This is a genomic window from Paenibacillus sp. JT22N12 (assembly GCF_056269365.1).
Window position 1 is genome coordinate 385,138 of sequence record NZ_JBWDNU010000001.1, and the last position, 23,490, is coordinate 408,627.

20 protein-coding genes are annotated in these 23,490 nt (G+C 50.7%); 5 read left to right on the forward strand and 15 right to left on the reverse strand.

Going from position 1 to position 23,490, the window contains the following annotated elements; all coding sequences use genetic code 11:
* Positions 1-11: 11 nt before the first annotated feature.
* From AC0YOA_RS01580 to AC0YOA_RS01650, 15 genes are all read right to left on the reverse strand, one after another.
* Positions 12-2,627 carry an HAD-IA family hydrolase gene (locus AC0YOA_RS01580; RefSeq protein WP_475785109.1) on the reverse strand — a complete coding sequence of 872 codons (2,616 nt, stop codon included), beginning with the start codon at positions 2,625-2,627 and terminating at the stop codon, positions 12-14.
* Between the two features lie 23 nt (positions 2,628-2,650).
* Positions 2,651-3,946 (reverse strand): UDP-N-acetylglucosamine 1-carboxyvinyltransferase, encoded by a 1,296-nt coding sequence (gene murA / locus AC0YOA_RS01585; protein WP_475785110.1) that lies wholly within the window; start codon positions 3,944-3,946, stop codon positions 2,651-2,653.
* 208 nt (positions 3,947-4,154) lie between these two features.
* Entirely contained in the window at positions 4,155-5,891 is a 1,737-nt protein-coding gene (locus AC0YOA_RS01590) for an ABC transporter ATP-binding protein (protein ID WP_475785111.1), read from the reverse strand.
* 614 nt (positions 5,892-6,505) lie between these two features.
* On the reverse strand, positions 6,506-7,354 hold the full coding sequence (locus AC0YOA_RS01595; protein WP_475785112.1) for a phosphoenolpyruvate hydrolase family protein: 849 nt from the start codon (positions 7,352-7,354) through the stop codon (positions 6,506-6,508).
* A gap of 8 nt (positions 7,355-7,362) precedes the next feature.
* Positions 7,363-8,583 (reverse strand): Tm-1-like ATP-binding domain-containing protein, encoded by a 1,221-nt coding sequence (locus AC0YOA_RS01600; RefSeq protein WP_475785113.1) that lies wholly within the window; start codon positions 8,581-8,583, stop codon positions 7,363-7,365.
* Positions 8,584-8,665: 82 nt separating this feature from the next.
* Positions 8,666-9,424, reverse strand: coding sequence for a sugar phosphate isomerase/epimerase family protein (locus AC0YOA_RS01605; RefSeq protein WP_475785114.1), 759 nt, complete (start codon positions 9,422-9,424; stop codon positions 8,666-8,668).
* Positions 9,425-9,446: 22 nt separating this feature from the next.
* Positions 9,447-10,214 (reverse strand): sulfite exporter TauE/SafE family protein, encoded by a 768-nt coding sequence (locus AC0YOA_RS01610; protein ID WP_475785115.1) that lies wholly within the window; start codon positions 10,212-10,214, stop codon positions 9,447-9,449.
* A gap of 48 nt (positions 10,215-10,262) precedes the next feature.
* A complete protein-coding gene (locus AC0YOA_RS01615; RefSeq protein WP_475785116.1) occupies positions 10,263-10,625 on the reverse strand; it encodes a cupin domain-containing protein in 363 nt (120 codons plus the stop codon).
* Between the two features lie 24 nt (positions 10,626-10,649).
* Positions 10,650-12,167 (reverse strand): extracellular solute-binding protein, encoded by a 1,518-nt coding sequence (locus AC0YOA_RS01620; protein ID WP_475785117.1) that lies wholly within the window; start codon positions 12,165-12,167, stop codon positions 10,650-10,652.
* Between the two features lie 32 nt (positions 12,168-12,199).
* Positions 12,200-13,081 carry a carbohydrate ABC transporter permease gene (locus tag AC0YOA_RS01625; RefSeq protein WP_210045380.1) on the reverse strand — a complete coding sequence of 294 codons (882 nt, stop codon included), beginning with the start codon at positions 13,079-13,081 and terminating at the stop codon, positions 12,200-12,202.
* Positions 13,082-13,106: 25 nt separating this feature from the next.
* A complete protein-coding gene (locus AC0YOA_RS01630; RefSeq protein WP_475766515.1) occupies positions 13,107-14,069 on the reverse strand; it encodes an ABC transporter permease in 963 nt (320 codons plus the stop codon).
* Positions 14,070-14,125: 56 nt separating this feature from the next.
* Positions 14,126-15,121 (reverse strand): Gfo/Idh/MocA family protein, encoded by a 996-nt coding sequence (locus AC0YOA_RS01635; RefSeq protein ID WP_475785118.1) that lies wholly within the window; start codon positions 15,119-15,121, stop codon positions 14,126-14,128.
* Positions 15,122-15,613: 492 nt separating this feature from the next.
* Positions 15,614-16,171, reverse strand: coding sequence for a helix-turn-helix domain-containing protein (locus AC0YOA_RS01640; protein WP_379113432.1), 558 nt, complete (start codon positions 16,169-16,171; stop codon positions 15,614-15,616).
* 203 nt (positions 16,172-16,374) lie between these two features.
* A complete protein-coding gene (locus AC0YOA_RS01645; RefSeq protein WP_475785119.1) occupies positions 16,375-16,767 on the reverse strand; it encodes a VOC family protein in 393 nt (130 codons plus the stop codon).
* A 207-nt stretch (positions 16,768-16,974) separates the two neighbouring features.
* Positions 16,975-18,159: an LLM class flavin-dependent oxidoreductase gene (locus tag AC0YOA_RS01650; protein WP_475785120.1), complete on the reverse strand. Its 1,185-nt coding sequence runs from the start codon at positions 18,157-18,159 to the stop codon at positions 16,975-16,977.
* Positions 18,160-18,372: 213 nt separating this feature from the next.
* On the opposite strand from AC0YOA_RS01650, the gene AC0YOA_RS01655 reads away from it, so the two are divergent.
* Genes AC0YOA_RS01655 through AC0YOA_RS01675 form a run of 5 tightly spaced genes read left to right on the forward strand, consistent with a single transcriptional unit; the run spans position 18,373 to position 23,384 of the window.
* Positions 18,373-19,083: a cytochrome c biogenesis CcdA family protein gene (locus AC0YOA_RS01655; protein WP_475785121.1), complete on the forward strand. Its 711-nt coding sequence runs from the start codon at positions 18,373-18,375 to the stop codon at positions 19,081-19,083.
* Between the two features lie 34 nt (positions 19,084-19,117).
* The gene (locus tag AC0YOA_RS01660; RefSeq protein WP_475785122.1) at positions 19,118-19,681 is read left to right on the forward strand and encodes a TlpA family protein disulfide reductase; all 564 of its coding nucleotides are present in this window, start codon (positions 19,118-19,120) and stop codon (positions 19,679-19,681) included.
* A gap of 44 nt (positions 19,682-19,725) precedes the next feature.
* Positions 19,726-20,877, forward strand: coding sequence for a peptide-methionine (R)-S-oxide reductase MsrB (gene msrB, locus AC0YOA_RS01665; protein ID WP_475785123.1), 1,152 nt, complete (start codon positions 19,726-19,728; stop codon positions 20,875-20,877).
* Between the two features lie 21 nt (positions 20,878-20,898).
* Complete coding sequence (locus tag AC0YOA_RS01670; protein WP_475785124.1) at positions 20,899-21,669, forward strand: response regulator transcription factor; 771 nt, start codon at positions 20,899-20,901, stop codon at positions 21,667-21,669.
* Positions 21,666-23,384 (forward strand): sensor histidine kinase, encoded by a 1,719-nt coding sequence (locus AC0YOA_RS01675; RefSeq protein ID WP_475785125.1) that lies wholly within the window; start codon positions 21,666-21,668, stop codon positions 23,382-23,384. Before AC0YOA_RS01670 ends, AC0YOA_RS01675 begins: the two co-directional genes overlap by 4 nt.
* Positions 23,385-23,490: the final 106 nt, after the last annotated feature.

The window sequence follows — 23,490 nt, forward strand, 5'->3', positions numbered from 1 at the left end:
AGAGTACCCGATTATCGGGTACCCTCCCCCTCGGCAGAGGCAAAGGCAAATGGAAACAGCTCCAGTTCGAACCATCCGTTCCCGACCTCCCGAACTGGCAGGTCCTGAAGCTGCGGGAACCGTTCAGCGCCCCTGTACGCCAACTGCATGCCGCGTTCATCAAGCACCCTGAATCGGGCTGGTTGTAATATCGGCGCCTGTACCCGGATGCGCTTTGTCTCGTCTGTATAGTTGGCGAACAGCATCGTGATCCCGCCGTCGCCGCGGCGAATGGCCAGCGCATCACAGCTTAACCGGTCCTCCACGCGGCAGACAAGCAATTCCGAACCTTGAAGCGTGGCTAAAGACGCCAGGACAAGATAAAGCGGATAGGGCGGTGCTCCCCCGCCTTCAGGCATAACTCCCAGCGGGCCCATCGTTTCAAAGTAGCATGCTCGCTCGGCTCTGGCCTCGGCCAGACTGCGCAAGCTGCCCAGCGTCCAGCACGCTCCGAACAAGGACTGCTGCCGCGGGTCCGAATGGTTCGCGCGGTCCTGCGAGCGGCGCACCGCTTCCTCGCTTGCCGCATCCGGATTCAAGCGCGGCTTGAACGTGATTGGTCCGATGCTGAGCGGCAAACCGCCGATGATAGCACGGGCGCTTCGCACAGTATCAGCCTGTGCGGACACCGTCTCCGCCATCGATGATAAGTCGAAAGCATGGACCTGCGGATTGATTGTGTACATCGCCGCTTCCATCCGGTCGACCGGCAGCTCCGCCCGGTTGAACTCGGCGAAATATCCCCGTGTGCCGCCCCCTATGCGGAAGGTCAGCTCAGCCTCGTCCCTGAGCGTAATCAACGTGGATATGATGTCCCGATTGCTTACATATTCAGAAGAGGAAAAGGCGAATATGGCCTCAAGGGGAATCTGATTTTCGGCAATCGACCGAATTAGCGCTTTCAATTGTCCCTCTTCCTCGCATCCAACCGTTTCCAGCTCCAGTCCGATGCCCAGTGTTCTGGCGGCTTCCGCGGCAAAGCCAAGCTCCCGCTCCCAGCCCGGGACGTTTAGCCGAATCGTCGCCCGCAGGAAGGATAGCCGCAGTGCCCGCAGCGCTTCCGCCTCATCCGGCTTGATCATATGCCCTGGCGTTACCGCCAAGCCAATCTGCGGGATGCGGCCGGCAGAGCGGTCTTCAAGCTCCACTTGAAGCGGTCTGTTCACTTCTGAAGAAACGGACTCCGGATGCCCGGTGGGTGTCCCCTCACCAATCAGCCTAAGCGTTACGGTCTGCCGGACCTGCTGTCCCTGCCGCATATTGACCGGATAAGGCAGCCGGAGCGGCGTACAGTATGTTTTGTAGGAAGCATCTGTCCAATTGCGCTGGTCTTCCATTTCGAACAGCTCGCCTTCAAATCGCAGCTCCGCCTTCAAAGCGGGTTGAATCTCGTGACGGATGCCCGTCATTTCCATGAATGGCTGATGAGGCGAAATACGGTCAGGGAAGCTCCCTGCCATTGTACCGGCTGCCGTCTCGACTTCCGCCTGGGCGCCTGCCAGCTCCGCAGGATGCAGAATGCAGAACCCGATGCGGTTTTTCTGAAAGGACGAGCGGGCCGCACCGTCGAATGAGAATGAGATCGTACCGTCCCTTGACCCTTTAATCGAACCATCCCACACGAAATCGATGTCATCCTGCCGGTGTTCGGCGACAAATCGGACCTCGAACGAGTCTGATCCTTCCGACACCTCGAATCCTCGGAGGACCGGCTTGATCGTACCCCAGTTCCGGTCCCGTACGGCGGCATAAATGCCTCTAACGACTTCCTGACTGCCATAGCGGATGTATCTTAATCCTCCGTCCTCAAGAACAGCGGTCAGCGGTCCAGCCCGGAGCAGGCGCCGCTGCGGCAGCGGCTGGGTTGAACCGTAACGGATGGTCCGGACAAGCCGTTCATTATCCGTTATACTGACCCCACTTTGGTTAAAATCCCGGATAAGGTCCGGTACTTCCGATAAGTCGCTGATTATCCCGTCAACATCCTGCGGCGTCTCCCATTGGGAGTCTTTCTTCCATATTCCCATCATCCCGGCATTTCGTGCGGCTTGGACATCATTAACCGGATGGTCGCCGATGTAGATGCTTTCCCCTGCTTCCACGCCAAGCTTCTTTAGAGCCCTCAAAAAAATCTCCGGATTCGGCTTTCTAATCCCTTCCCACCCTGAAATAAGAATAACTTCAAAGTAGTGGTCAATTCCGATCGCTTGAATATTTCTGGACTGAAAATCTCCCACTGCATTGGTGATTAAGCCTAATTTATAATTTTCCCTTTTTAGACGGTCCAGCATTTCAAGCAGATTAGGATAAGGAATACAGCTTTTATGGAACTCCGATATGTAATCTTCCAACAACTCTTCCCACGTCATACCTGCGATGCCGAATTCATCCATTAAACGTTGATAAACTTTGTCTTTCCAGACATATCCTCTTTCATCCAGTTCAATAAATCGGGATACATAAGTGTCCATGGGGATATGGAATAAACAATGAAGCCGCAAGTGCTGCGCTGCTGCGAATTTCCTGACCGACGCGTCTCTGTCTAACAAAGTGAGATCCAAATCGAAAAGCACAGCTTTGATCAACATCCATCACCCTTTTATCGGATATTTCATTTCTCTGCAACATGCAGCATCTCCATACCGTCATCACTGGAATCCATTTCTTCAATTCTGGCTCCCAATGAGCGGAATTCCTGAACTATATTTTCATATCCCCGTTCAAAATGGTGGATACCGGTGATGCTGGTTTTTCCTTCTGCGGCTAAACCGGCCAACAGAAGACAAATACCGGCTCTGATGTCGGTAGCATGCACCAAATTGCCCCGCAAAGGAGCGCCGCCTTTAATAAAGGCAGTTCCCGAACGCAGCTCGATATCCGCTCCCATTCTCCTTAATTGATAAACATGGTTGAACCGGTTCGGATATACCTTATCGCTGACGATGCTTCTTCCCGGCGCCTGGGTAAGCAGCGCGGTCAGCGGCTGCTGAAGGTCTGTGGCGAAACCGGGGTACATGGAGGTCCGGACCCGTGTTGCTTTTAAACCTCCCGCGGATGAAGCCGTGATCGCATTGCCATGGATTTCGATATCCACTCCGATTTCCTTTAATTTCGCCAAGCATGAGCCCAGATGCTCCGGTATCACATCTTCAACTGTAATTATCCCGCCTGTCACACCTGCAGAGATCAGAAAGGCTCCCGCAATTAACCGGTCGGGAATAGCCGTATAGGTACAGCCCCGAAGAGACCGGACCCCTTCAATACGAATCGTATCGGTCCCGGCACCGCTGATTTTAGCGCCCATATGGCTCAATAAATTTGCGGTATCGACAACCTCCGGATCCTTGGCTGCATTTCGCAGCACCGTTTGGCCCTTTGCGCGTACGGCTGCCAGCATAGCATTGATGGTTGCCCCCGAAGTAATCACATCAAAATAAATATTCGAGCCTGTTAATTCCCTGGCTTCCACTTCATAATATTCCTTGTGAAACGTAAATTTGGCGCCTAATGCTTTTAAGGCTTTAATATGCTGATCGATGGGGCGTTTTACAAAATCATCCCCGCCCGGGTACCCCACGATGACCTTTCCACATTTGGCAAGCAGGGCCCCAACAAAATAATAGGACGTTCGAAACCGGGATGCTTTGTCCGGATCAATTGAAGCAGACCGGACCCCGCTTGGATCGATATACACCTCGCCTGAAAACTCGCGTACGATTCGGATTCCGATATCTTCTGCAATTTCGCAAATCACTTTAAAATCTGCAATTTCCGGTATGCCTGCCAACCTCACAGGCTCGTCCGACATGCAGGAAGCAGCCAATAAGGCTAATGAGCTGTTTTTTGAGCCGGGAATTTTCACAGTTCCATTCAAGCCTGAAGTCCGTTCCACCTGAATCCATTTCATGATTGCAACCTTCTTTCTTTTGTCTGACTGATGGCGATAGCCCATTCGTATGCCAGTGCTGCAGTTAATTTGTATTCTTCAAATAATTAAACAAAAAGATAGCTGTCGAGACTTTCTCGACAGCCTGAAAGACAACTCTACCACATGAATATTTTATTATTTAGAAATAACTGGTAAACACCAATGAAGTTTATTAAGACTTCACGTCTTATATTTTTAATTGCAGATTGTATAAATTCGCATAGGTGCCTTTCAATTTAATCAACTCTTCATGCGTTCCCTGCTCGTCAATCCCGCTATCCGTTAATACAATAATCCGCTGTGCATTTCGGACCGTGGATAAACGATGGGCAATGACAAGCGTGGTCCGGTTGTCCGTTAACTTTTCCAATGATTCCTGAACGGCCTTTTCACTTTCATTATCCAGAGCGCTTGTCGCTTCGTCAAAAATGATAACAGGCGGATTCTTCAAGAAAACGCGTGCAATGCTCAGGCGCTGCTTCTGACCACCGGATAACTTTACGCCGCGCTGACCAATATCGGAATCATACCCGTCCGGCAGCTCCATGATAAAATCATGGGCGTTCGCCTTTTTGGCCGCTTCCTTAATTTCTTCCTCGCTTGCATCCATTTTGCCATAGCGGATGTTGTCGGAGATGGTGCCGGCAAACAAATACACATCCTGCTGGACAATGCCTATGTTCCTTCTTAACGAGCGTAAGCTGATATCACTGATATTCTTGCCGTCGAGAAGGATCTTCCCTCCGGTTATTTCGTAGAAACGGGGAATCAACGAGCATAAGGTTGTTTTGCCGACGCCAGAAGCCCCTACGAATGCAACATATTCACCGGCTTTTATATCCAGTGATATGTCCTTCAGGACATAGCCATAGTTCTCGTTATACTTAAAGCTGACCTGTTTAAATTCCACATTTCCCTGAGCATGCGCAAGCTCAATGGCGTCCGCCGAGTCCTGGATATCCGGCTCGATCTCCAGCATTTCCATAAACCGGTCAAATGCCGTAATTCCCTCCTGATAGAGCCTGGCGAAATTAACCAATCTCTGAATGGGCTCGATGAGGATGCCGATACATAATATAAATGTCAGCAAATCGGCCAAATCGAGAAAAGAATGAAGCATCCCGGCTCCGCCAAAGACGATGACGGCAATGGTAATCAGCTGCGTGAACGCAATCAAACCTGCAGAAAAGTACGCCTCACTTTTATAGCCTTCTTTTCTGCTTTGCACAAAACGATTGTTCTCGTAGGCGAATTTCCGCTCTTCTACCGGCTCGTTCGTAAATGATTTGACGACTCTAATGCCTGAAAGAGTATCCTCTACCTGCGCGTTGATGTCGCCGATCCTATCCTTGCTTTTTCTTAACGCAATGTTCATTCTCTTATTGAAATAAAAGGAATAAACGGCCATGACCGGCAAGAAGAGAAAGACAATTAAGGTCAGCTTGACGTCAATATTGATCAGGATGATGAAGGCACCGACAAATTTCAACATGGAAATGACGATATCTTCAGGACCATGATGATACAATTCAGAAAGCGAAAAGGAATCATTGGTGATCCGTGTCATCAGCTGACCTGTTTTTTGTTCATCATAAAAGCGGTTCGATAGTTTCTGATAATGTTCGAATAATTCCCTGCGCATATCGCGTTCCATCATAGCGCCCATCGTATGTCCCTGATAATCCACAAACATATTGCAGATGGTATGAATGGCAACCAATACGAGCATAACTGCTCCCATTACATAAAGCTGCTGGTGCGCATTGGCCATATTTCCGTCCAATATATTTTTAGTGACATATCTTATGCATAATGGGAGTACCAGAGTAACGGCCGATATCATAAACGCACATGCCATATCTGCATAAAATAATCTTAAATAGGGTTTGTAATAAGATAAAAATTTCTTGATTCTGGAATTCAAATATGTTCTCCTCCATTATTTTGGAGGGTTAAACATGAGTCACCCTCCGGATTATATTCATGTTTATAGTTGCGTTGAATGTATTTTTCATTTTGAACACCCTTCCTGTCATCTTTTATTATATCGCAGTAAAACTGCGGCATAAGCGCAAGCCTATACTCCATATCCTACCACAGATTCTGAATATTAGCGTATGATTTGAATCATTCTTTTATGATGTCACCTGACGTTTAAGAATATATGTATTTGGGCTTTCTTTAACCGCAAGCTCCCATCCCTGATCTCCAAGAATATTTAAAACTCGTATAAAGGATATATCGTTGAATTTAGGAAGGTGATCCCTCTCGTCCAGAAAGTATTTGACACCATAAATATCAACCTTCTTTTTTAAAACCGTATATTCAAACTGCATCTTGATCACCTTTTTATTCCGTATACTTGATGGATAAATGCTTTTGTTCACACTTATCATAGTGCAGCATGCATCCTACGTTCAATAGAAAAAGAATCATAGCAGCATGATAATTATCAAAGCGCCTCAGCAGCAGCCTGCAAAACCAAAAACCCCGTACCTGAACCTCTCCGGAGGCAGATACGGGATGCATATTTTCTTTTTATAACTCCTGCGCAGCCTCCCGTACACCCTGCTTCTTGAACTTCCTCACCTGCTCCGTAATGGCAACTTCCGTTGGCAGCCGCTCCACGCTGGAAGCTCCGAAGAAGCCTGCGATGCCATGCGTGCGCGCCAGCACATAGTCGACATCCTCCGGCTCCGAGATCGGCCCACCGTGACAAATGACGAGAAGCCCGGGATTCACGCTTTTGCCCGCATCATGAATGCGTTGGATAAGCTCCGCCGATTCATCGAGCGTGAGCGCGGTCTTGGCTCCGATGCTCCCCTTGGTTGTCAGCCCGACATGCGCAACCAGGACATCCGCACCCGCTTGTGCCATGGCCACGGCATCCTCTTCGTTGAACACATAAGGAGTCGTCAATAAATCCAGCTCATGCGCTTGGCGGATCATCTCGACCTCCAAAGCATACCCCATCCCGGTTTCCTCCAGATTTTGTCTGAACACACCATCAATCAGTCCCACGGTGGGGAAATTCTGCACCCCGGAGAAGCCCTGCTCCTTCAGCTGCTTCAGATAGACATCCATCAGCCGGAACGGGTCCGTACCGCACACTCCCGCCAGCACCGGCGTATCCTTGACAATGGGAAGCACCTCCCCGCCCATCTCAACCACAATCTGATTGGCGTCTCCGTACGGCATTAATCCGGCCAGAGAACCCCGGCCTGCCATCCTGTACCGGCCCGAATTATAAATGATGATCATATCGGCGCCGCCTGCTTCCGCACACTTGGCAGACAGGCCCGTTCCGGCTCCCGCTCCTACGATGAAACGGCCCTGCTCCAGTTGGGATCGCAGCCGTCCTACTATTTCCTGTCTCGCTATAGCCATTATTGAATCTATCCTTTCCTGGTCAGTTCCAGAAGACTGAGCAGCTGGCCGGCGATGATGTCAGCGACCGCTGTGTGATTGATATCCTCTTCCATTTCAATTATGGCAATATCTGCCTGAAGATGCTGTTTCATTCCCTCATATAAAGCCTGCCGCTCCTGCGTGCCCTCGAACGCACCATCCTTCATATCCAGTAAGGATACTCCGCCTCGGGGAAACACAACAACGGTTGGGGCAGCGCTGTGATTCAGCTTTTCCGCCAAAATCCGCCCCAGCTCGCGGTTCTCCGCGGCTGTTGTGCGCATAAGTGTAGTTGTAGGATTATGCTGGTAGAACAGCCGCTCCTTGAACTTGCCCGGTACCGTCTCCGGCGGACCGAAATTGACCATATCCAGTGCCCCCACTGAGACTACCTGCGGGATGCCGGCTGCGCCTGCCGCTTCCAGCCTGCCTGCTCCCGCGCTGAAGATTCCCCCGACGAGCTCGTCTGCAAGCTCCGTTGTCGTGATATCGGCGACGCCCTTGATATAGCCCGCCCGGATCAGCTCTTCCATCGCCTGGCCGCCTGCTCCGGTAGCATGGAATACGAGCAGATCATATCCCCGATCCTCCAATAATTCGCGGACCCGGGTCGCGCAGGGTGTCGTAACCCCGAACATGGTAATGCCGAGTGTCACTTTGTCGTCAACGTCCGCTCCTTGCTGCTCCTCAAGCTGCTGACGGTTAATCATTCCCGCGAGTGCGTAGGCCGCATTGCTCAGAATTCGTCGGGACAGACGGTTGATCCCGGCAATATCGACCACGGAATACATCATCATAATATCCTTCACGCCTACATAAGGCCTCGTATTTCCCGATGCGACGGTAGATACCAGCAGCTTCGGAATCCCGATCGGCAGCGCCTGCAATGCGAAAGCGGCAACAGTCGTACCCGCCGTACCGCCCATCCCCAGCACGCCTCCGATCACCCCCTGCCGCTCGAGCTCCGCTGCAATATTGGCCGCTCCCCGCGTCATCACGGCAACGGCCCTGCCGCGGTCGTTCCCGCTCCGCAGCTCCTCCATGCTCGAACCGCCTGCCCTCGCCACTTCATCGGCAGACACATCCGGCGGGAACGCTGGCTCCCCGAGCACTCCCGTATCGATGACATAGGTCTCCAATCCGCAAGCTTCGAGGGTATCCCGTACAAACCGGTACTCCTGCCCCTTCGTATCCAGGGCACCGATCAATACTGCTTTTTTCCCATAAGTACCAGCTCCTTTCAAGAGGTTGAGAATCGTACTTTTTGAACTTGCATTTGACGAATCAAACCTATGATTTCAGCCCGTTGCGCAGATACGAATAGCAGGTCTTCATTCCTTCCATTACTCCGCCCCCACTCTCCTCATCGGCCGATATCCAGCCGCTATAGCCGATTTCCCGAATCGCGCCGAAGACGGGCTCGAAGTCGATAGCGCCCTGACCCAACACCCTCCATTCGCCCTGCTCGAAATCCTTCATATGAAAGTTGTCGATTACGTGGCCGAAGCTGCGGATAACTTCTGCGATGTCGGTGATGCCGGACTTGACGAGATGCGCCGTGTCCACCGTCAATCCTACGGAGCCTTCCCTGGCGCGGTCAAAAAAGATATCGAAATCCTCACGGTACATGACCGGATTATTATGATGATGATGGAGCGACAGCTTGACGCCATACTGCTGCTGCGCTTCATTGCCCAGCTCCGACAATACATCTGCATAACGCCGGATATCCGCTTCCGCAACCTCAGCGCGTCCGATTCCATGGCAGTAGACGATAAGCTCCGTACCCGCATGAGCGGCAAAGCTGAATACTTTGCGAAGCTGCTCTATATCCGCCTCTTCCAGTCTCCCGCCTGTAATCAGCGCCGAGGCGATGCCCGGCAATTCTCCCCATTCTGCCGTGAACCTGGCCGGCTCTCCCAGAAAAGCCGCGTACTGTCCGCTTTTCAATTGCAGACCGTCATAGCCTTCCTTATGAAACTCCCGGAAGAGCAGCTTCTGCTCCTCTGCGTCGGCTGTAGGTCTTGAAAACGCAAGCTTGATGCTCATAACAACTCTCCTTTAACATCTATTAATGAAGATACGCAATCAGGCTCTCCCCCAGAAGATTCAATCCCCCGATGGCTCCGAGCCACAGGATAATCCGTTGAAAGTGGGCCTGCGGTATTAATGGAAGCAGCTTGATCCCCGCGTAAGCGCCCAGAGCAATAAGCGGAATCATCCAGACATTAAAGAGCAGGGACTCGGAGGTAATCATCCCCAGATGGATACAAAAAGGCACCTTGACCAGATTGACCAGCAGGAAAAACCATGCCCCGGTACCGACAAACTCCTGCTTGGGGACCCTCTTGGCAAACAGATAAATGGCCATAATCGAACCGGACACGTTGCCGACCATTGTCGCGAAGCCGGCCAGGAATCCCATCGTGCCAATAAACCACAGCGAAGAAGGAAACCTGGAATCCAGCTTCGTTCCCAGCCGCTCTCTAATGAACTGAAGGAGGATCAGACCGACGATGAGCGCTCCCAGGAGCAGCTTTAATTGGTTATCGTCCACGAGCAGCAGCACATAATAGCCGCCAAGAATGCCCAGCAGCACCCATGGAATCAGGCTGATCAAATGCTTCCAGATGACGTTTTTCCGGTAATAGGCAACGGCTATTATATCTCCCGCGATTAACATGGGCAGCATAATGCCTACGGATAATTTGGCCGGAAAAACAAGCGTCATGAGCATGGCGTTAAAAATGCCCATGGTGGACACGCCCGTTTTGGCAAAGCCGATCAGGACGCTTACCCCGACGATTATGGTGATTTGCAAAGCATTCAGCTCAAGCATAGGTTATACCTCATGGAGCGGGACGTGATGATGAACCGGAATCCCCGCTTACTCTCCAATAGTCTGCCGGTCGCCCGAGGAATAAGCAATTATCATCCGGCATGGCTCCCAGCTGGTGGTTGTCGCATTATGCGGGACATTGCGCGGAATACGCAGCATCATGCCCGGCTCCAGATGAAACGTCTCTGCCCCCAGCGTATGGTCGCACTCTCCCGACAGGATGAAAATAATCTCTTCGCAGTTGGGATGCACATGCCTGGGATTGGCATCACCCGCGTTGATATACACCATGCCGAAGGTCATTTCGCTTGCCTCGTCAATCTCCTTCCCGCATAGCCATTGAATTTTACCCCAGCTTTCGTTCAGTATGCGGGATGGATCCTGATTCCTTAAGTCAGTTATGGTAGCCATTCTCTCATTCTCCTTTGTTTATATTTACTTGGATGCCAGACGCTCTTTATAGGCGGAATTCATTTCCTGAATAATCTTCTGATAGTTGGCGTCCTGCTTCAGATCGGCCACAAGTTTGTCCCAGGCGTCAATGCCCGCTTTGCCCATGATGACCTGTACTTTCAAGTCGTCGATCTTCTTCGTATATTCGGCTCCGAGCTTCACGTTGGTTTCGGAAGCCAGGCCAATGGCAGGATTCGGTGTGCTGACCTTGGATTTGGCGTCGATGATCTTCTTGTTTCTTTCGAACACATCCTTGGGCATTCCGGGAGCAAATGCATACATGTAGGGATCATGCTTCATGAACAGCTTGCCGAACGATCCCGTACCCAGACTGTCCTTGACCGATTGCTCGTTCGTCACAAAATAACCATCCTCTTTGGTATAATGCACGCCCTCGATGCCGTATTGGGACAGCGTGCTTCCCTCCAGCGACGCTCCATAATCGAGCAGGGATAAAATCTTCTTTACCTTCGCCTCGGGAACGCTTTTGGGAATGGCCGCCACGCCGATAAATCCCGAGTTTTGGGCGTTAAATTGACCCTGCGAAGCCGCTATCGAAACCAGTGGCTCCCAGACGACAGAAGGATCGCGTTTCCACTGGTCGTAGGTCCATCTCCACAAGGCTTCAATCGTTTCCCCCGTCACTCCGGCGCTTCCGCCCGTTGCCAGGTCCCAGAACTGGTCGTCTTTCATAATGGCGAAATCAGGCGGGATAAGCCCCTCGTCAAATAATTTCTTCTTGTACAGGATGGCGTCCCTCATCGTGGGCTCCAGGGTAACATCAATAAGCTTGCCATCCACTTCCTTCCACTTTCCGTTCGATCCATTGAACGTATTATCAATAATCTCGTTAGTACGCATCGTATACCCGAAAGTATTTTGTTTACCGTCCGGCGCGTTCTCTTTGAACGCTGTCATGACCGTGTACAATTCATCCATCGTAGTCGGCATCTGCAGATGCAGTTTGTCGAGCCAATCCCGGCGGATGGCGAGGGTGGCTCCCCCCTCCAGTGGCCGTACAATGGGAACGACGAAATTTTTCCCGTCCATTTTGGTATTTTCCCAGATTTGCGCAGGCGAATCCATCAAATTTTTGTAATCCTTGAGCAGTGGCGTCAAATCCCAGAAGGCACCTTGCTTGACCATTGTGCTGAACTGTGGAATCGTCGTCGTATCCGGCAGCTTAATCAGATCCGGCAGATCGCCGGAAGCCAGCAATACATTCAATTTGTCATTATATACACCGTCGGACACCCAGGTAATGTTAAGCTTCGTATTCGTCCGTTTTTCAAATTCCTTGGTAACCGGATTATCCGGTCCAGGTGGCTGGGCAATAGAAAAATTGCTTAAAATATTCAGAGTGACGGTCTCCTCCGACTGGCCGTCAACCGGCTTGTTTGCTGCTGCTCCGCCCTGTGGTTCACTGGAGCAGGCTGCTAACGTCACCAGGCTCAAAGCCAGAAGCGCAGCCAGGGACAACCGAACAGACGCTTTTTTCACACCTTAACCTCCTTAGCGATTTGTATCCCTTGTTAACCTTTGACCGAACCAAGCATGACTCCTTTGGCAAAATGCTTTTGCAGGAACGGATAAACCAGCAAAATAGGAAAGGTCGCAATGACGACAGCCGCCATTTTTATCGTTTGGGTCGGGATTTGATTATCCGACATCATTTCGACCGCTGCCGCGCCCCCGGTGGTGGTGTCCGAATCGATCAGCATATTCCTCAGCACAATCTGAAGGGGGACTTTGGCGAAATCATTAATGTACAGGACGGCATTAAAGAATGTGTTCCAGTAAGCGACCGCGTAGAACAATCCGAATGCGGCGAGCGCCGGAGCCGATAAGGGCAGCACAATCCGGAAAAACGTCCCCAGATCGTTGCAGCCATCAATCATGGCCGCTTCTTCAAGCTCAACAGGGATGCTGTCAAAAAAGCTTTTCATCAATATGACGTTCCAGCCGCTGATAAGCACGGGAATGATGAGCGACCATACACTGTTGATCAGGCCAAAGTCACGGACGACGATATAATTGGGAATAATGCCCGGATTGAACAGGATCGTCAGCAGAATCATCAGCATCATGATTCTTCTTCCCCGCAATCGTTTGCGGGACATCCCGAAGGCCATGGCCGAGGTGAAAATCAGGCTCAAAGCAGTTCCCACCGTTGCCAGAAATGTGCTGACCAGGGTGGCGTCCATAAAAGCCGAGGTACCCAGCAAATACTTGTAAGACGCCAGCGTCCAGTTTTGGGGGAACAGCACGAAGCCGTTTTTTTGCAAATATTCATGCGAATCGGTGAACGAAACGATAAACACATAATACAGCGGGAACAATGTGACGAGGCCGACTATAATCAGTACGAAGGCGTTCACTCCGTTAAACAGCCGGCCTCCAAAGCTCTCTTTCATATTCCGCCTCCTTGTCGTCTTGTGCTTAATAAACTCCATCCTCGCCAAACCGTTTGGCCAGCTTGTTGGCAAGGACGACCAGCACAAGGCCGACTACGGATTTGAATAATCCGACAGCCGTGCTGTAGCTGAACTGTCCCTGCTGAATCCCGTTGCGGTAGACATAGGTTTCAAACACATCCGCAAATTTGGCTACGGCTCCGTTGTCCATCAGGAATAGCTGCTCGAAGCCGACATCCATAATATGGCCCAGCCGGAGGATCAGCAGGACAAGAATGACGCTGCGGATCGAGGGCAGCGTGACATGCCAGGCCTGCAGCAGCCGGTTGGCTCCGTCTATTTTGGCCGCCTCGTACAGCTGCGGATCAACGGACGTAATGGCTGCCAGTATAATGATCGTCCCCCAGCCGGTTTCCTTCCAAATATTCTGCAGCACCAGGAGGCCCCAGAACGTATCCGTGTTGGTCAGGAAATCGTATTTGGGCAGCCCCAGAGCAGCCATTATCATATTGATGATGCCTGTCGACTCCGACAGCAATAGGAACGATATCCCGGCTATGATGACCCAGGAGAAAAAGTGCGGAAGATACACAACCGATTGAATAACTCTTTTGAAGCCCTGACTCTTGACCTCATTGAGCAGCAGAGACAATACAATCGGCAGAGGAAAGAAGAATACCAGATTCAAGAAACTGATCATCATCGTATTGCGGAACAGCAGCGTGAAGTCAGGATTGGAGAAGAATCGGATAAAATGCTCCAAACCGACCCACTCGCTGTTCAGAATACCCAGATAGGGCGAATATTCCTGAAAGGCAATGATAACCCCCCACATGGGGACATATTTGAAAAGGATAAAAAAGAGAACACCAGGCAGCACGAGAAAATAAAGATATTTATCGCGTTTGAGATCAGATTTGAGAGAATGCCATTTGCTCTTTTCACCTACGGAAACGGACGACTGCAAAACAGCAGATTGTTCGCGCATGTTCGTTACCTTCCACTTCAATCGATTTTTTGATGCTCAAACGTAAGTGAACCTCTTTACACGAAAGCGCCTTGCTGCAATTGAACGATGCGGTTCTCCTTGGCGGAGACATAAGCCGCGTCCAGCATGGATACGATTTTCAAATTATCGCTTGAGCTGTTGGACGGTTCCTCTCCGGTTTCCAGACTGGTCAGAAGCAGATTCAGCCCCTCGTACGTCTGTACCTCCCTTGATATGTAGTTGTCCCATGATTCGGACGGCGTCTTGTCGCCTTTACGATACAGTTCCGCCTTGTTGTGGCTGGTCACGATCGTCCCCGTCTCGCCAATAACAATCATTTCCGTTTTGTTGAATGTGGAGGAGAAGCTCTGCACATAAGTAGCTACCGCATTGTTCTCGAAGACAATCTGCACCGTGGCATCGGTCTCGCCCGCGCAGTTAATGGCGGAGGAGGAACGCGTCTGACAGACAACCGATACGGCCTCGCTGCCCAGAATCTGCCGGAATCCGTCAAACCAGTGAATCCCCATCACCGAAAGCGCATGGCGCTCGCAATCCAGCCGCCAGCCTGCGTCCTGCCGGAAGAACAGATTGGAGAACAATATGGAGGTAACGCCGCCGATCAAACCCGCCGCAACCTTCTCCTTAACCAGCTTGAAAGGAAAATGGCCGCGGAAGTTCTGGTTAACCGATATCGGCACGTCAAATTGCTTCGCTTTGTTCGTGATTTCTGCCGCTTCGGCAAGCGTGTCGGAGAACGGCTTCTCCACAAATACCGGAATGCCGGCTTCTATGAGCGGAAATACGATTTGCTTGCGGATGGAGGTTGGCGTACAGACGACAGCCACATCGATGCCGCTGTTTTGGATAAAATCCTGCAAATCCGTAAACCGCTGCGGCACGCCGTATTTGTCGGCCTTGGCGTGGAGCGCTTCCGCATCCTTGTCGCATAAGGCCACAACCTCGATACGTTCCGGATGATCCTTGTATCCCACAAAATGCAATTCAGTTACGCCGCCAGCACCAACAATACCCACTTTGTACTTTTTCATTCTTCATTGTCACTCCTCTAAGTTTAGAATTGAGATTAACAGCTGCCATAAATCCTCAAAAATTTTGAAAGCGGTTACTTAAATTCATCCAAGCTGCAGCCTTGTCAGCCGCTTCCTGCTGATTTCATCTCCTTTCCATTGAGAGGAGCTTGATGATCTGATCAATATCCTTCAATGTTATGGAATTATAATTAACTAAGTTGTATTTAATTCAACTTAGTTGAATTGAGATCATTGTATAACACTCTTTCCTAGTTTGCAATCGCTTTCTCAGCAAAATTTCAAAAAATTATCGCCTGGATTGTAGAGACAACCCAAACAGGGTTCTCTCTTGAGAACCCTGACCCGTATAGCCGTTGACTTTAGTAAAGCAGAACTGTAAAGCGGGAAAGCAGAGGAAATAACATGAGGATAAAATCATCATGTTATCTGACTAACTATGGAGAAGACGGTGGGATTTGAGGACTTAAGTCGTACGGTTCACTGCGGATGCTATCCTTCGTTCAGCTTCGATTGGGTGAATACAGCAATGTATTTTACTTCATTTGTGATCGAGGTTAATTTATGCTTTTCAATGGAATCGAAGTACAAACTGTCCCCCGGCTTCAGGGTGTATTCCACATTGCCCACTTTGTATCGCATTTCGCCTTCCAGAATATAGATAAACTCTTCCCCGTTATGGCTGTATATATTTCTGTTGTCGCTCTCTTCTTTTCTGGATACAAAAAGAAACGGCTGCATCAGCTTCTCGCTGCGCTCAACGGCAAAGGTGAAAAAGGAGTAGCCTTTATCTGTCTTGACTAATCTGGATTCACTCGTTTCTTTGGTTGTATAAATCGTCCCCGACTGCTGGTGATCATCGAGCAGGATGGATACCTTCGTACCCAGCGCATCAGCAATCTTGATCAATGTGGAGATCGGGGGAACGGTCTTGCCGTTTTCTATTTTAGACAGCAGGCTTTTTGAGAATCCGCAAACGGCGGCTATATCGCTTAGACTCCGGTTTTGCTCGATCCGCAATTTCTTGATTTTATTTCCTAAATCCATCATATTATTTATCTCCTGTGTAACTGCATTCAACTCTGTTTATCATAACGATACGAAGCAGTACAAGTCAAGACATAGTATCGGGAACTTGTGAATTGGAACCGGGAAGAAATCTGTATATAGTATAAAACGCAAAAAAAGCAGGGCTGCACCAGCCCTACTCTTCCTCATTTAAGTCACACAGCTCCGGTCGGGCTGCGCCTTCTTCAGCTTCCGCAGCTGATCATCCAGTAGACGCCGTATTTATCTTCCAGCTGCCCGTACATGCCGCCCCAGAATACCGGCTCGAGCGGATCAATCACTTTGCCGCCTGCCGCCAGGTTATCGAACGCTTCCCGGCCTTCTGCCGCGGATTCGAACTCCAGGTTCAGGCTGATGCCGTTCCCGTGCGTAAGAGGACCGAGGGAATCGGCCATGAAGATCGTTACCCCTGCGGCCTCCAGGCATAAATGCATGACTTTGTCTTTAATCGCATCATTAGGCTCCGGAGCCTGTGCATGCGTCATGACAGAATTGATTGTCCCTCCAAGCGCTCCAACATAGAAATCCGCTTGAGCTCTGGAGTCCTCCGAAATCAGGAAAGGTTTAAGCGCTGCCATTCTCCATCATCCTTCCATCCAATTATTGTTATGTTCGTTCTCATTATAGCAAACCGCATCAGGCGGGATTTCTTATGGATTGCTGTGTTTGGAGGTGCCGCTGCACCTGGACTATAGCCGGCCTTTCTTATAAAGAAAAAAGCCGCAGCTATGCGGCTTTGGAAGAACACTGTCCTTTGTTTCATGTCGGTCAGCGATAAATCACAGTTATTCTTGAGGCAGCCGGAGTCCCGCCTGTTCCAATAGTGGAATGACGCTCTCGCCAAAATAGGCCAGCTCCGGTTCATAGTCATAGAACGTGATCTGAATACCGTCGACGCCGGTCGCGTGCAGCTGCTTCAGCTGTTCCACGACTTCTTCGGGCGAGCCCACAATATGGAGATGGCCGCCGACCGCGCGGCCCTTGTCCGAGTGCTCCAGCCATGATTGGCTGTCGCCTGCGGCATGGCGGGCAGAGAAACTGCGGATTGAGCCAAAATCGGCATGATCCATGATCGCATGATAGTATGCGAATGCCTCTTCGCTTGTCGGACGCACAATGATGGTCGGATTGATGATGACGCGCACCTGACGGTTTTCGGCGGCGGCGGCGTTCTTGACGGCCGAAACGTGAGCGGGAAGCTTCGGCAGCGCATCCGCGAGCTTTTCCCCTGCGGGACTCGAGATGAACGCGATGTCGGAATATTTGGCCGCGTAGCCGAAGCCTGCCGGCGACCCCGATGCTGAAGCCAGAACGGGCCGGCCATAACGCGGCCGGGGCGAGACGTAAGCCTCTTCGAGAGAATAAAATTCCCCCTGGTAGGTCAGATTGTCGGTGCCGGCCCAAAGGGCGTTGCAGATTCGGATGAACTCGGCCGACTGTACATAGCGTTTATCGTGATCGGCCTTGGTCGACCCAAACATGCGCGGCTCATTCTCTGCGTAGCCTGTCACGATGTTTGCGCCAAAACGACCCTGCGAGATATGATCCGCTGTTGCCAAAAAACGGGCCAGATGCATCGGATGCCATGGACCGTAGAGAATATGAATCGTACCCAGAAGAAGAATCCGCTTCGTTACGGCTGCGAGCGCGACCGTTGACACGAAAGGATCAAGAAAATTCTCCCGGTATCCGGTTTCACCGCCGAAGCCGCCCTTCGGAAGCCACTGAGAAAGACCGAAAACCACGTCAAACCCCAGCTCCTCTGCCTGCTGCGTCAGTCTGGCGTTATAGTCAAATGACCAGTCGGTTCCCCTTGGCAGCGTCGACTGCGACCACCCTCCGGTTTGAAGCGGCAGAAAAAGCCCCAGCATAAGCGGTTGGGCGAAAGCCTTTGACAGCGGGCTCTCCGGATAATCTTGCGGCTCCCCGGGTGTCCAGAGAAGCGTTTCGTCTTGTTTTGATGCGCTCATGGTTTTCCCCTCCCTGGTTATTTCCTTCTATCAAATACCTTAAAATTATAAACCTTAATAAGATCATTTATCCTGCATTCTAAGATGTTTTATTGTCAATTAAGTGTCTTTCATAACAACATGACATTATCATTTCACAGAAACTAATCATCAGAGTACATACCAATCATGCTGGAAAAGTCGTAAACTGGAAGCAGCAAGGAGGTCGTTGCCGTGTTGACGGAGCAGGTATTCATTGGAAGTGTGTTTATTGCAGGTCTGCTTTCCTTTTTTTCACCGTGCATTTTGCCGTTATTGCCTGTTTATATCGCCCAGCTCGGAGGCGCTGTCCCGGGAAGCGGGATGAATGCGGTCAAATGGGGAAAGCTGCGGATTCATCCCCTCCTGATTGGAAACACGCTGTTTTTTATTCTCGGAATATCCTTCGTCTTTGTGCTGCTTGGTTTCGGCGCAGGGGCGCTTGGAAGTGTCATTAATACTTCCTGGTTTATCGTCATCTGCGGAATCATTGTCATTGTCTTCGGGATCTTTCAAACGGGTGTTATCAAGCTGCTTTTCATGCAGCGCGAGAAGAAACTGACGCTTGGGCGGAGTGGGAAAAAGGGCTTTGCCGCCTCCTTTCTGCTTGGTTTCACGTTCAGCTTCGGCTGGACGCCGTGCATCGGTCCGATACTCGCGGCTGTGCTCAGCCTTTCTGCCAGCGAAGGCTCGTCCGCCCAGGGCGGAGGCTATATGCTCATTTATGCGCTTGGTTTGGCGATTCCATTCCTGGTCCTTTCAATCTTCTCGGATCTGCTGATAGGAAGGCTGAGATCGCTCAATAAGCATATGCCGATGTTAAAAGTGGTTTCCGGCATCCTGCTTATTGTGATGGGGGTTCTGCTTATGACGAATAAATTGAACATGATTACAACGATGTTTTAATGGCTGTACGCACAAACAGAAGGAGGTTTTACCCATGAGTAAAGGAAAATGGCCGGCGGCCATCATTGGCCTGCTCTCCATGCTGCTGATCCTTGCCGCTTGCGGGAATAAGGACAATGCGCCGAATGCGCAGACGGCACAAGCAGCGCAGACGGTATTGAACAAAGGACCTGCAGCGCCGATGTTCGATCTCAAGGATCTCGACGGGAACGAGGTCACATTGGCCAGCCTTGCCGGGCAAAAGGTGTATGTGAAATATTGGGCTTCCTGGTGTCCGATTTGTCTGGCCGGGATGGACGAATTGAACACCTTGGCCGGTCAGAGCAATGATTTCAAGGTGATCACGATCGTCAGCCCTAATTTTAAAGGCGAACAGTCCACGGAGGATTTTTCGCAGTGGTTTAAGGGGCTTCAGGCTGAGGAAACGGGCAAGAACATTACCGTGCTGCTGGATGAAGGCGGAAAATGGGCCCAGAAGTTCGGGATACGAGGATATCCGACTTCACTCTATATCGGCTCTGACGGCGTTCTCGTCAAAACAGCACCGGGTCAAAATTCCAATGATATCATCACCAATACATTTAAAGCGATTTCCTAGCGTGTCGCTTAAAGACTTATCCAAATTCAAAGGGAGGGAATAACTTGAAACGACTTTTATGTGCAGTCTCACTGCTGATGTTTCTGTTTGTTACAGCCTGCGGCAGTCCGAAGGAATTGATCAGCCCATCCGCCTCGCAAGCGGCGGGGGCTGCGGATTCTTCCATTACAACCGCGTCTGCTCCGGAGACAGGGCCAACAACGACCAGATCCGCAAACCCGAATGACAAGATCGATTACTCCCAAAGCGACCTGCAAACCATCTATTTGGCGGGAGGCTGCTTCTGGGGAATCGAAGCCTACATTTCTCGCATTATCGGCGTACAGGACGCAACCTCGGGATATGCTAACGGAACAGGCGAGAACCCGACCTATGAAGATGTGGTTCGCGGTGACCGCGGGTTTGCCGAAACGGTAGAAGTAAAATATGATCCCAAACGCATTCAATTGTCCGACCTGTTGACCGATTTCTTCAAAGTCATCAACCCGACAAGCGTGAACAAACAGGGGAACGACGCAGGCATCAATTACCGCTCGGGAATCTACTATATCAATGACGCCGACGCATCCGTCATCAACGCAGTCGTGGCCAAGGAACAGAAAAAATACGATAAAAAAATCGTCACCGAAGTGCTGCCGTTAACGAATTACTATTTGGCTGAGGACTACCACCAGGATTATCTGGAGAAAAACCCGGACGGCTACTGCCATGTCGACCTCAGCATCCTGGATGAACCGGTAAAAGTCGATCCTTCTCTATATTCCCGTCCAAGCGACGAAGTGCTGAAAACAAAACTGACGAATATCCAGTACAAGGTCGCGGTTCTCGAGGATACGGAGACTGCCTATTCCAACGAATACTGGGATACATTCGATCCCGGAATCTACGTCGATGTCGCAACGGGCGAGCCGCTGTTCTCCAGCCGCGACAAGTATGATGCGGGCTGCGGATGGCCCAGCTTCACGAAGCCAATCGATCCGGATGTGGTAACGTATGATGAAGATACGAGCTTCAATATGGTCCGCACGGAGGCCAGGAGCCGCGTCGGCGACATCCATCTGGGCCATGTGTTCGATGATGGGCCAAAGGAGACGGGCGGGAAAAGATTTTGTATTAACAGCGCCTCCATCCGGTTTGTGCCGCTCGACGATATGCAAAAAGAAGGCTACGGATATTTGCAATCGGAAGTCGAATAAAATTCAAGGAGTCTAAAGCCGATGTATAAGCTGCTGATCGTGGAGGACGAGGAACTGGTCAGGAATGGAATCAAACGGCTCGTGCCGTTCGAGACGTTCAGCATAACGGAAATCATGGAAGCGGATAATGGCGAGAAAGGGCTTATGCTCTTTCTCGCCCACCGTCCCGACATCGTACTGCTGGATATTAACATTCCCAAGATGAACGGATTGGATTTTGCCAGAAAAGCCAAGGAACTGAAGCCAAATGTCAAAATCGCCGTCATTACGGGTTATGATTATTACGATTACGCGGTTGCCGCCTTGAAAATCGGCATTGATGACTATGTGCTGAAACCGGTCTCCAAAAGCGACGTATACGAGGTGCTGCGCAAATTGGTGGTAAAGCTCCAGAACGAGCAGCAGCAATCCGAGCTGCAGCATCTGGTCACCGAGTATAAAACGACGCTGCAAATGACGGACGAATCCGACAGCAAAGCATCCATCGCCCAAATCATCGAGGATAATGTAGCCAATCCGGATTTCTCGCTGGCCATGCTGGCAAGTCAGAAAGGATTTAGCTCCGGGTACATGAGCGTCCTGTTCAAAAGGCTGTTTAATGTGTCTTTTCAGGATTACCTGCTGGCTGCCCGTCTGGAGCGCTCCAAGCTGCAGCTGCTTATATCCGACTTGAAAGTGTATGAAATCTCATCGGCCGTAGGCTTCGACAACCCGAATTATTTCAGCGCCGCCTTCAAGAAGAAATTCGGGCTCTCTCCCCTGCAATACCGGGAAAGGACCAAACACTCGTGAAGCGATTTCCCCGCTCCCTCCAGTTTAGAATATCCTGGATCTATATGCTGATCAGCTTCGTGACGATCGGAATCATCGGGGCCGTTCTGTACTTTGGCATCTCCCGGGTGGTACTGAATGATTCCATTCAATCATCCAATATGGCGATTTCAAAAAGCGGCACTTTGGTTGAAATGTATATCGACCGGCTGAAGGTGCTGTCCACCCTGCTTGCCCGCAGTCCCCAAACGATCCAGACCCTCTCCTCGCAAACGAAAACCGGAGAGAAGGACGAGCTGCAGTTTATCAATAATGTGCTGCTGTCCGATTCCTATATCAAGTCCGTCGTGGTCATCGGCAAGGATGGATATGTGCTGTCCAATGAGAAAAAACTGAATATGCGGCGTTCTTCCGATATGATGAACGAGCCTTGGTACGTCGCGGCGATCAACAGCACGAACCCGGCGCTCACCTCTGCCCGGATGCAGAAATTTTCGATGGACAAGAATAATTGGGTCATCTCGATGAGCCAGGAAATTAAAGACGCGGATAACCGCAATCTCGGCGTTGTCCTTCTGGACATCGAATATAAAGGCATCGAGGATTATTTGAACGATTTGAAGCTTGGAAGCAAAGGCTTTGCTTTTATTATCAATAATAAAGGCGAGATTGTTTATCACAAGGATCCCGCTTATTTCACCGATCAGGACAAGCAGGAGCAGCTTAGGAAGATCAGCATGTCGGAGCAGGGCTTTGATCAGACGCAAAATTTGCTCGTATACAAAACGAAGCTGCGAAATTCCGACTGGACGCTGGTCGGCGTCAGTTCCCTGGATGGCCTGCAGCAGGTCCGCAACCAGCTGCTGCGTTCGTTCGCCATTGTCGGGCTGGGACTGCTGCTGCTTATAATCGTGGTATCCCCCTTCATCGCGAAGAGCATTACCCGTCCGATCCACCGGCTGGAGCAGGCCATGCAGAAGGTGGAGACGGGCACGCTGGAGGTGAGCGTACCGGAGACCGGAGTGACGGAGGTCCAGGGACTTGCGCAGCATTTCAACACGATGGTGTCGGAGATACGGCGATTGATGCAGGAGATCGAAACGAAGGAAAAGGCTCTGCATGCCTATGAGCTCAGCGTGCTGCACAGCCAGATCAACCCGCATTTTTTGTATAACACCTTGGACACGATTGTCTGGATGGCGGAATTCAATGAGAGCGACCGCGTGATTTCGACGACCAAAGCGCTGGCCAAATTTTTTCAATTATCGTTGAGCGGCGGAAGTGAAATGACGACGATTAAAAATGAAATGAGCCATGTCGCCCAATATTTATTTATCCAGAAGGAACGGTATGGCGAAAAGCTTCATTACGATATTCATTTTGACCCGGCATTATCCGCAAAGGTAATTCCGAAAATCATTTTGCAGCCTCTCGTCGAAAATGCGATTTATCATGGCATCCGGGAAAAAGATGGCCCCGGCTTCCTGCAAATTACATGCGGCAGCACAGCTGACGGGAATGTAATATTCGTTGTGAAGGATGACGGAGTCGGCTTCGACCCGGACTTGCGCAAAGAGGCCGCTGGCATCGGATCGTCGTCTCCCCTGCCCAAATTGGGCGGCGTCGGCATCAACAATGTGGACGACCGCTTGAAGCTGTATTACGGCAGGGAATATGGCGTCACCCTGCAATCCCGCATAGGGGAAGGAACGACTGTCACGATCCTGATTCCGTGATAGAGATCACATCTGCCGCGTCTTCAAGCAGATCGGGCCTGTCGCCGCGGCGACCATTGCTTTCATCCGCCGTGCTCAATTTACCTGAACATCCCCATACTTTGAA

Coding starts and splice junctions, on each gene's coding strand:
- AC0YOA_RS01580 (WP_475785109.1), bottom strand. CDS start 2,627: ATGTTGATCAAAGCTGTGCTTTTCGATTTGGATCTCACTTTGTTAGAC.
- murA (WP_475785110.1), bottom strand. CDS start 3,946: ATGAAATGGATTCAGGTGGAACGGACTTCAGGCTTGAATGGAACTGTG.
- AC0YOA_RS01595 (WP_475785112.1), bottom strand. CDS start 7,354: ATGGCTATAGCGAGACAGGAAATAGTAGGACGGCTGCGATCCCAACTG.
- AC0YOA_RS01605 (WP_475785114.1), bottom strand. CDS start 9,424: ATGAGCATCAAGCTTGCGTTTTCAAGACCTACAGCCGACGCAGAGGAG.
- AC0YOA_RS01610 (WP_475785115.1), bottom strand. CDS start 10,214: ATGCTTGAGCTGAATGCTTTGCAAATCACCATAATCGTCGGGGTAAGC.
- AC0YOA_RS01615 (WP_475785116.1), bottom strand. CDS start 10,625: ATGGCTACCATAACTGACTTAAGGAATCAGGATCCATCCCGCATACTG.
- AC0YOA_RS01625 (WP_210045380.1), bottom strand. CDS start 13,081: ATGAAAGAGAGCTTTGGAGGCCGGCTGTTTAACGGAGTGAACGCCTTC.
- AC0YOA_RS01630 (WP_475766515.1), bottom strand. CDS start 14,069: ATGCGCGAACAATCTGCTGTTTTGCAGTCGTCCGTTTCCGTAGGTGAA.
- AC0YOA_RS01635 (WP_475785118.1), bottom strand. CDS start 15,121: ATGAAAAAGTACAAAGTGGGTATTGTTGGTGCTGGCGGCGTAACTGAA.
- AC0YOA_RS01640 (WP_379113432.1), bottom strand. CDS start 16,171: ATGATGGATTTAGGAAATAAAATCAAGAAATTGCGGATCGAGCAAAAC.
- AC0YOA_RS01645 (WP_475785119.1), bottom strand. CDS start 16,767: ATGGCAGCGCTTAAACCTTTCCTGATTTCGGAGGACTCCAGAGCTCAA.
- AC0YOA_RS01650 (WP_475785120.1), bottom strand. CDS start 18,159: ATGAGCGCATCAAAACAAGACGAAACGCTTCTCTGGACACCCGGGGAG.
- AC0YOA_RS01660 (WP_475785122.1), top strand. CDS start 19,118: ATGAGTAAAGGAAAATGGCCGGCGGCCATCATTGGCCTGCTCTCCATG.
- AC0YOA_RS01670 (WP_475785124.1), top strand. CDS start 20,899: ATGTATAAGCTGCTGATCGTGGAGGACGAGGAACTGGTCAGGAATGGA.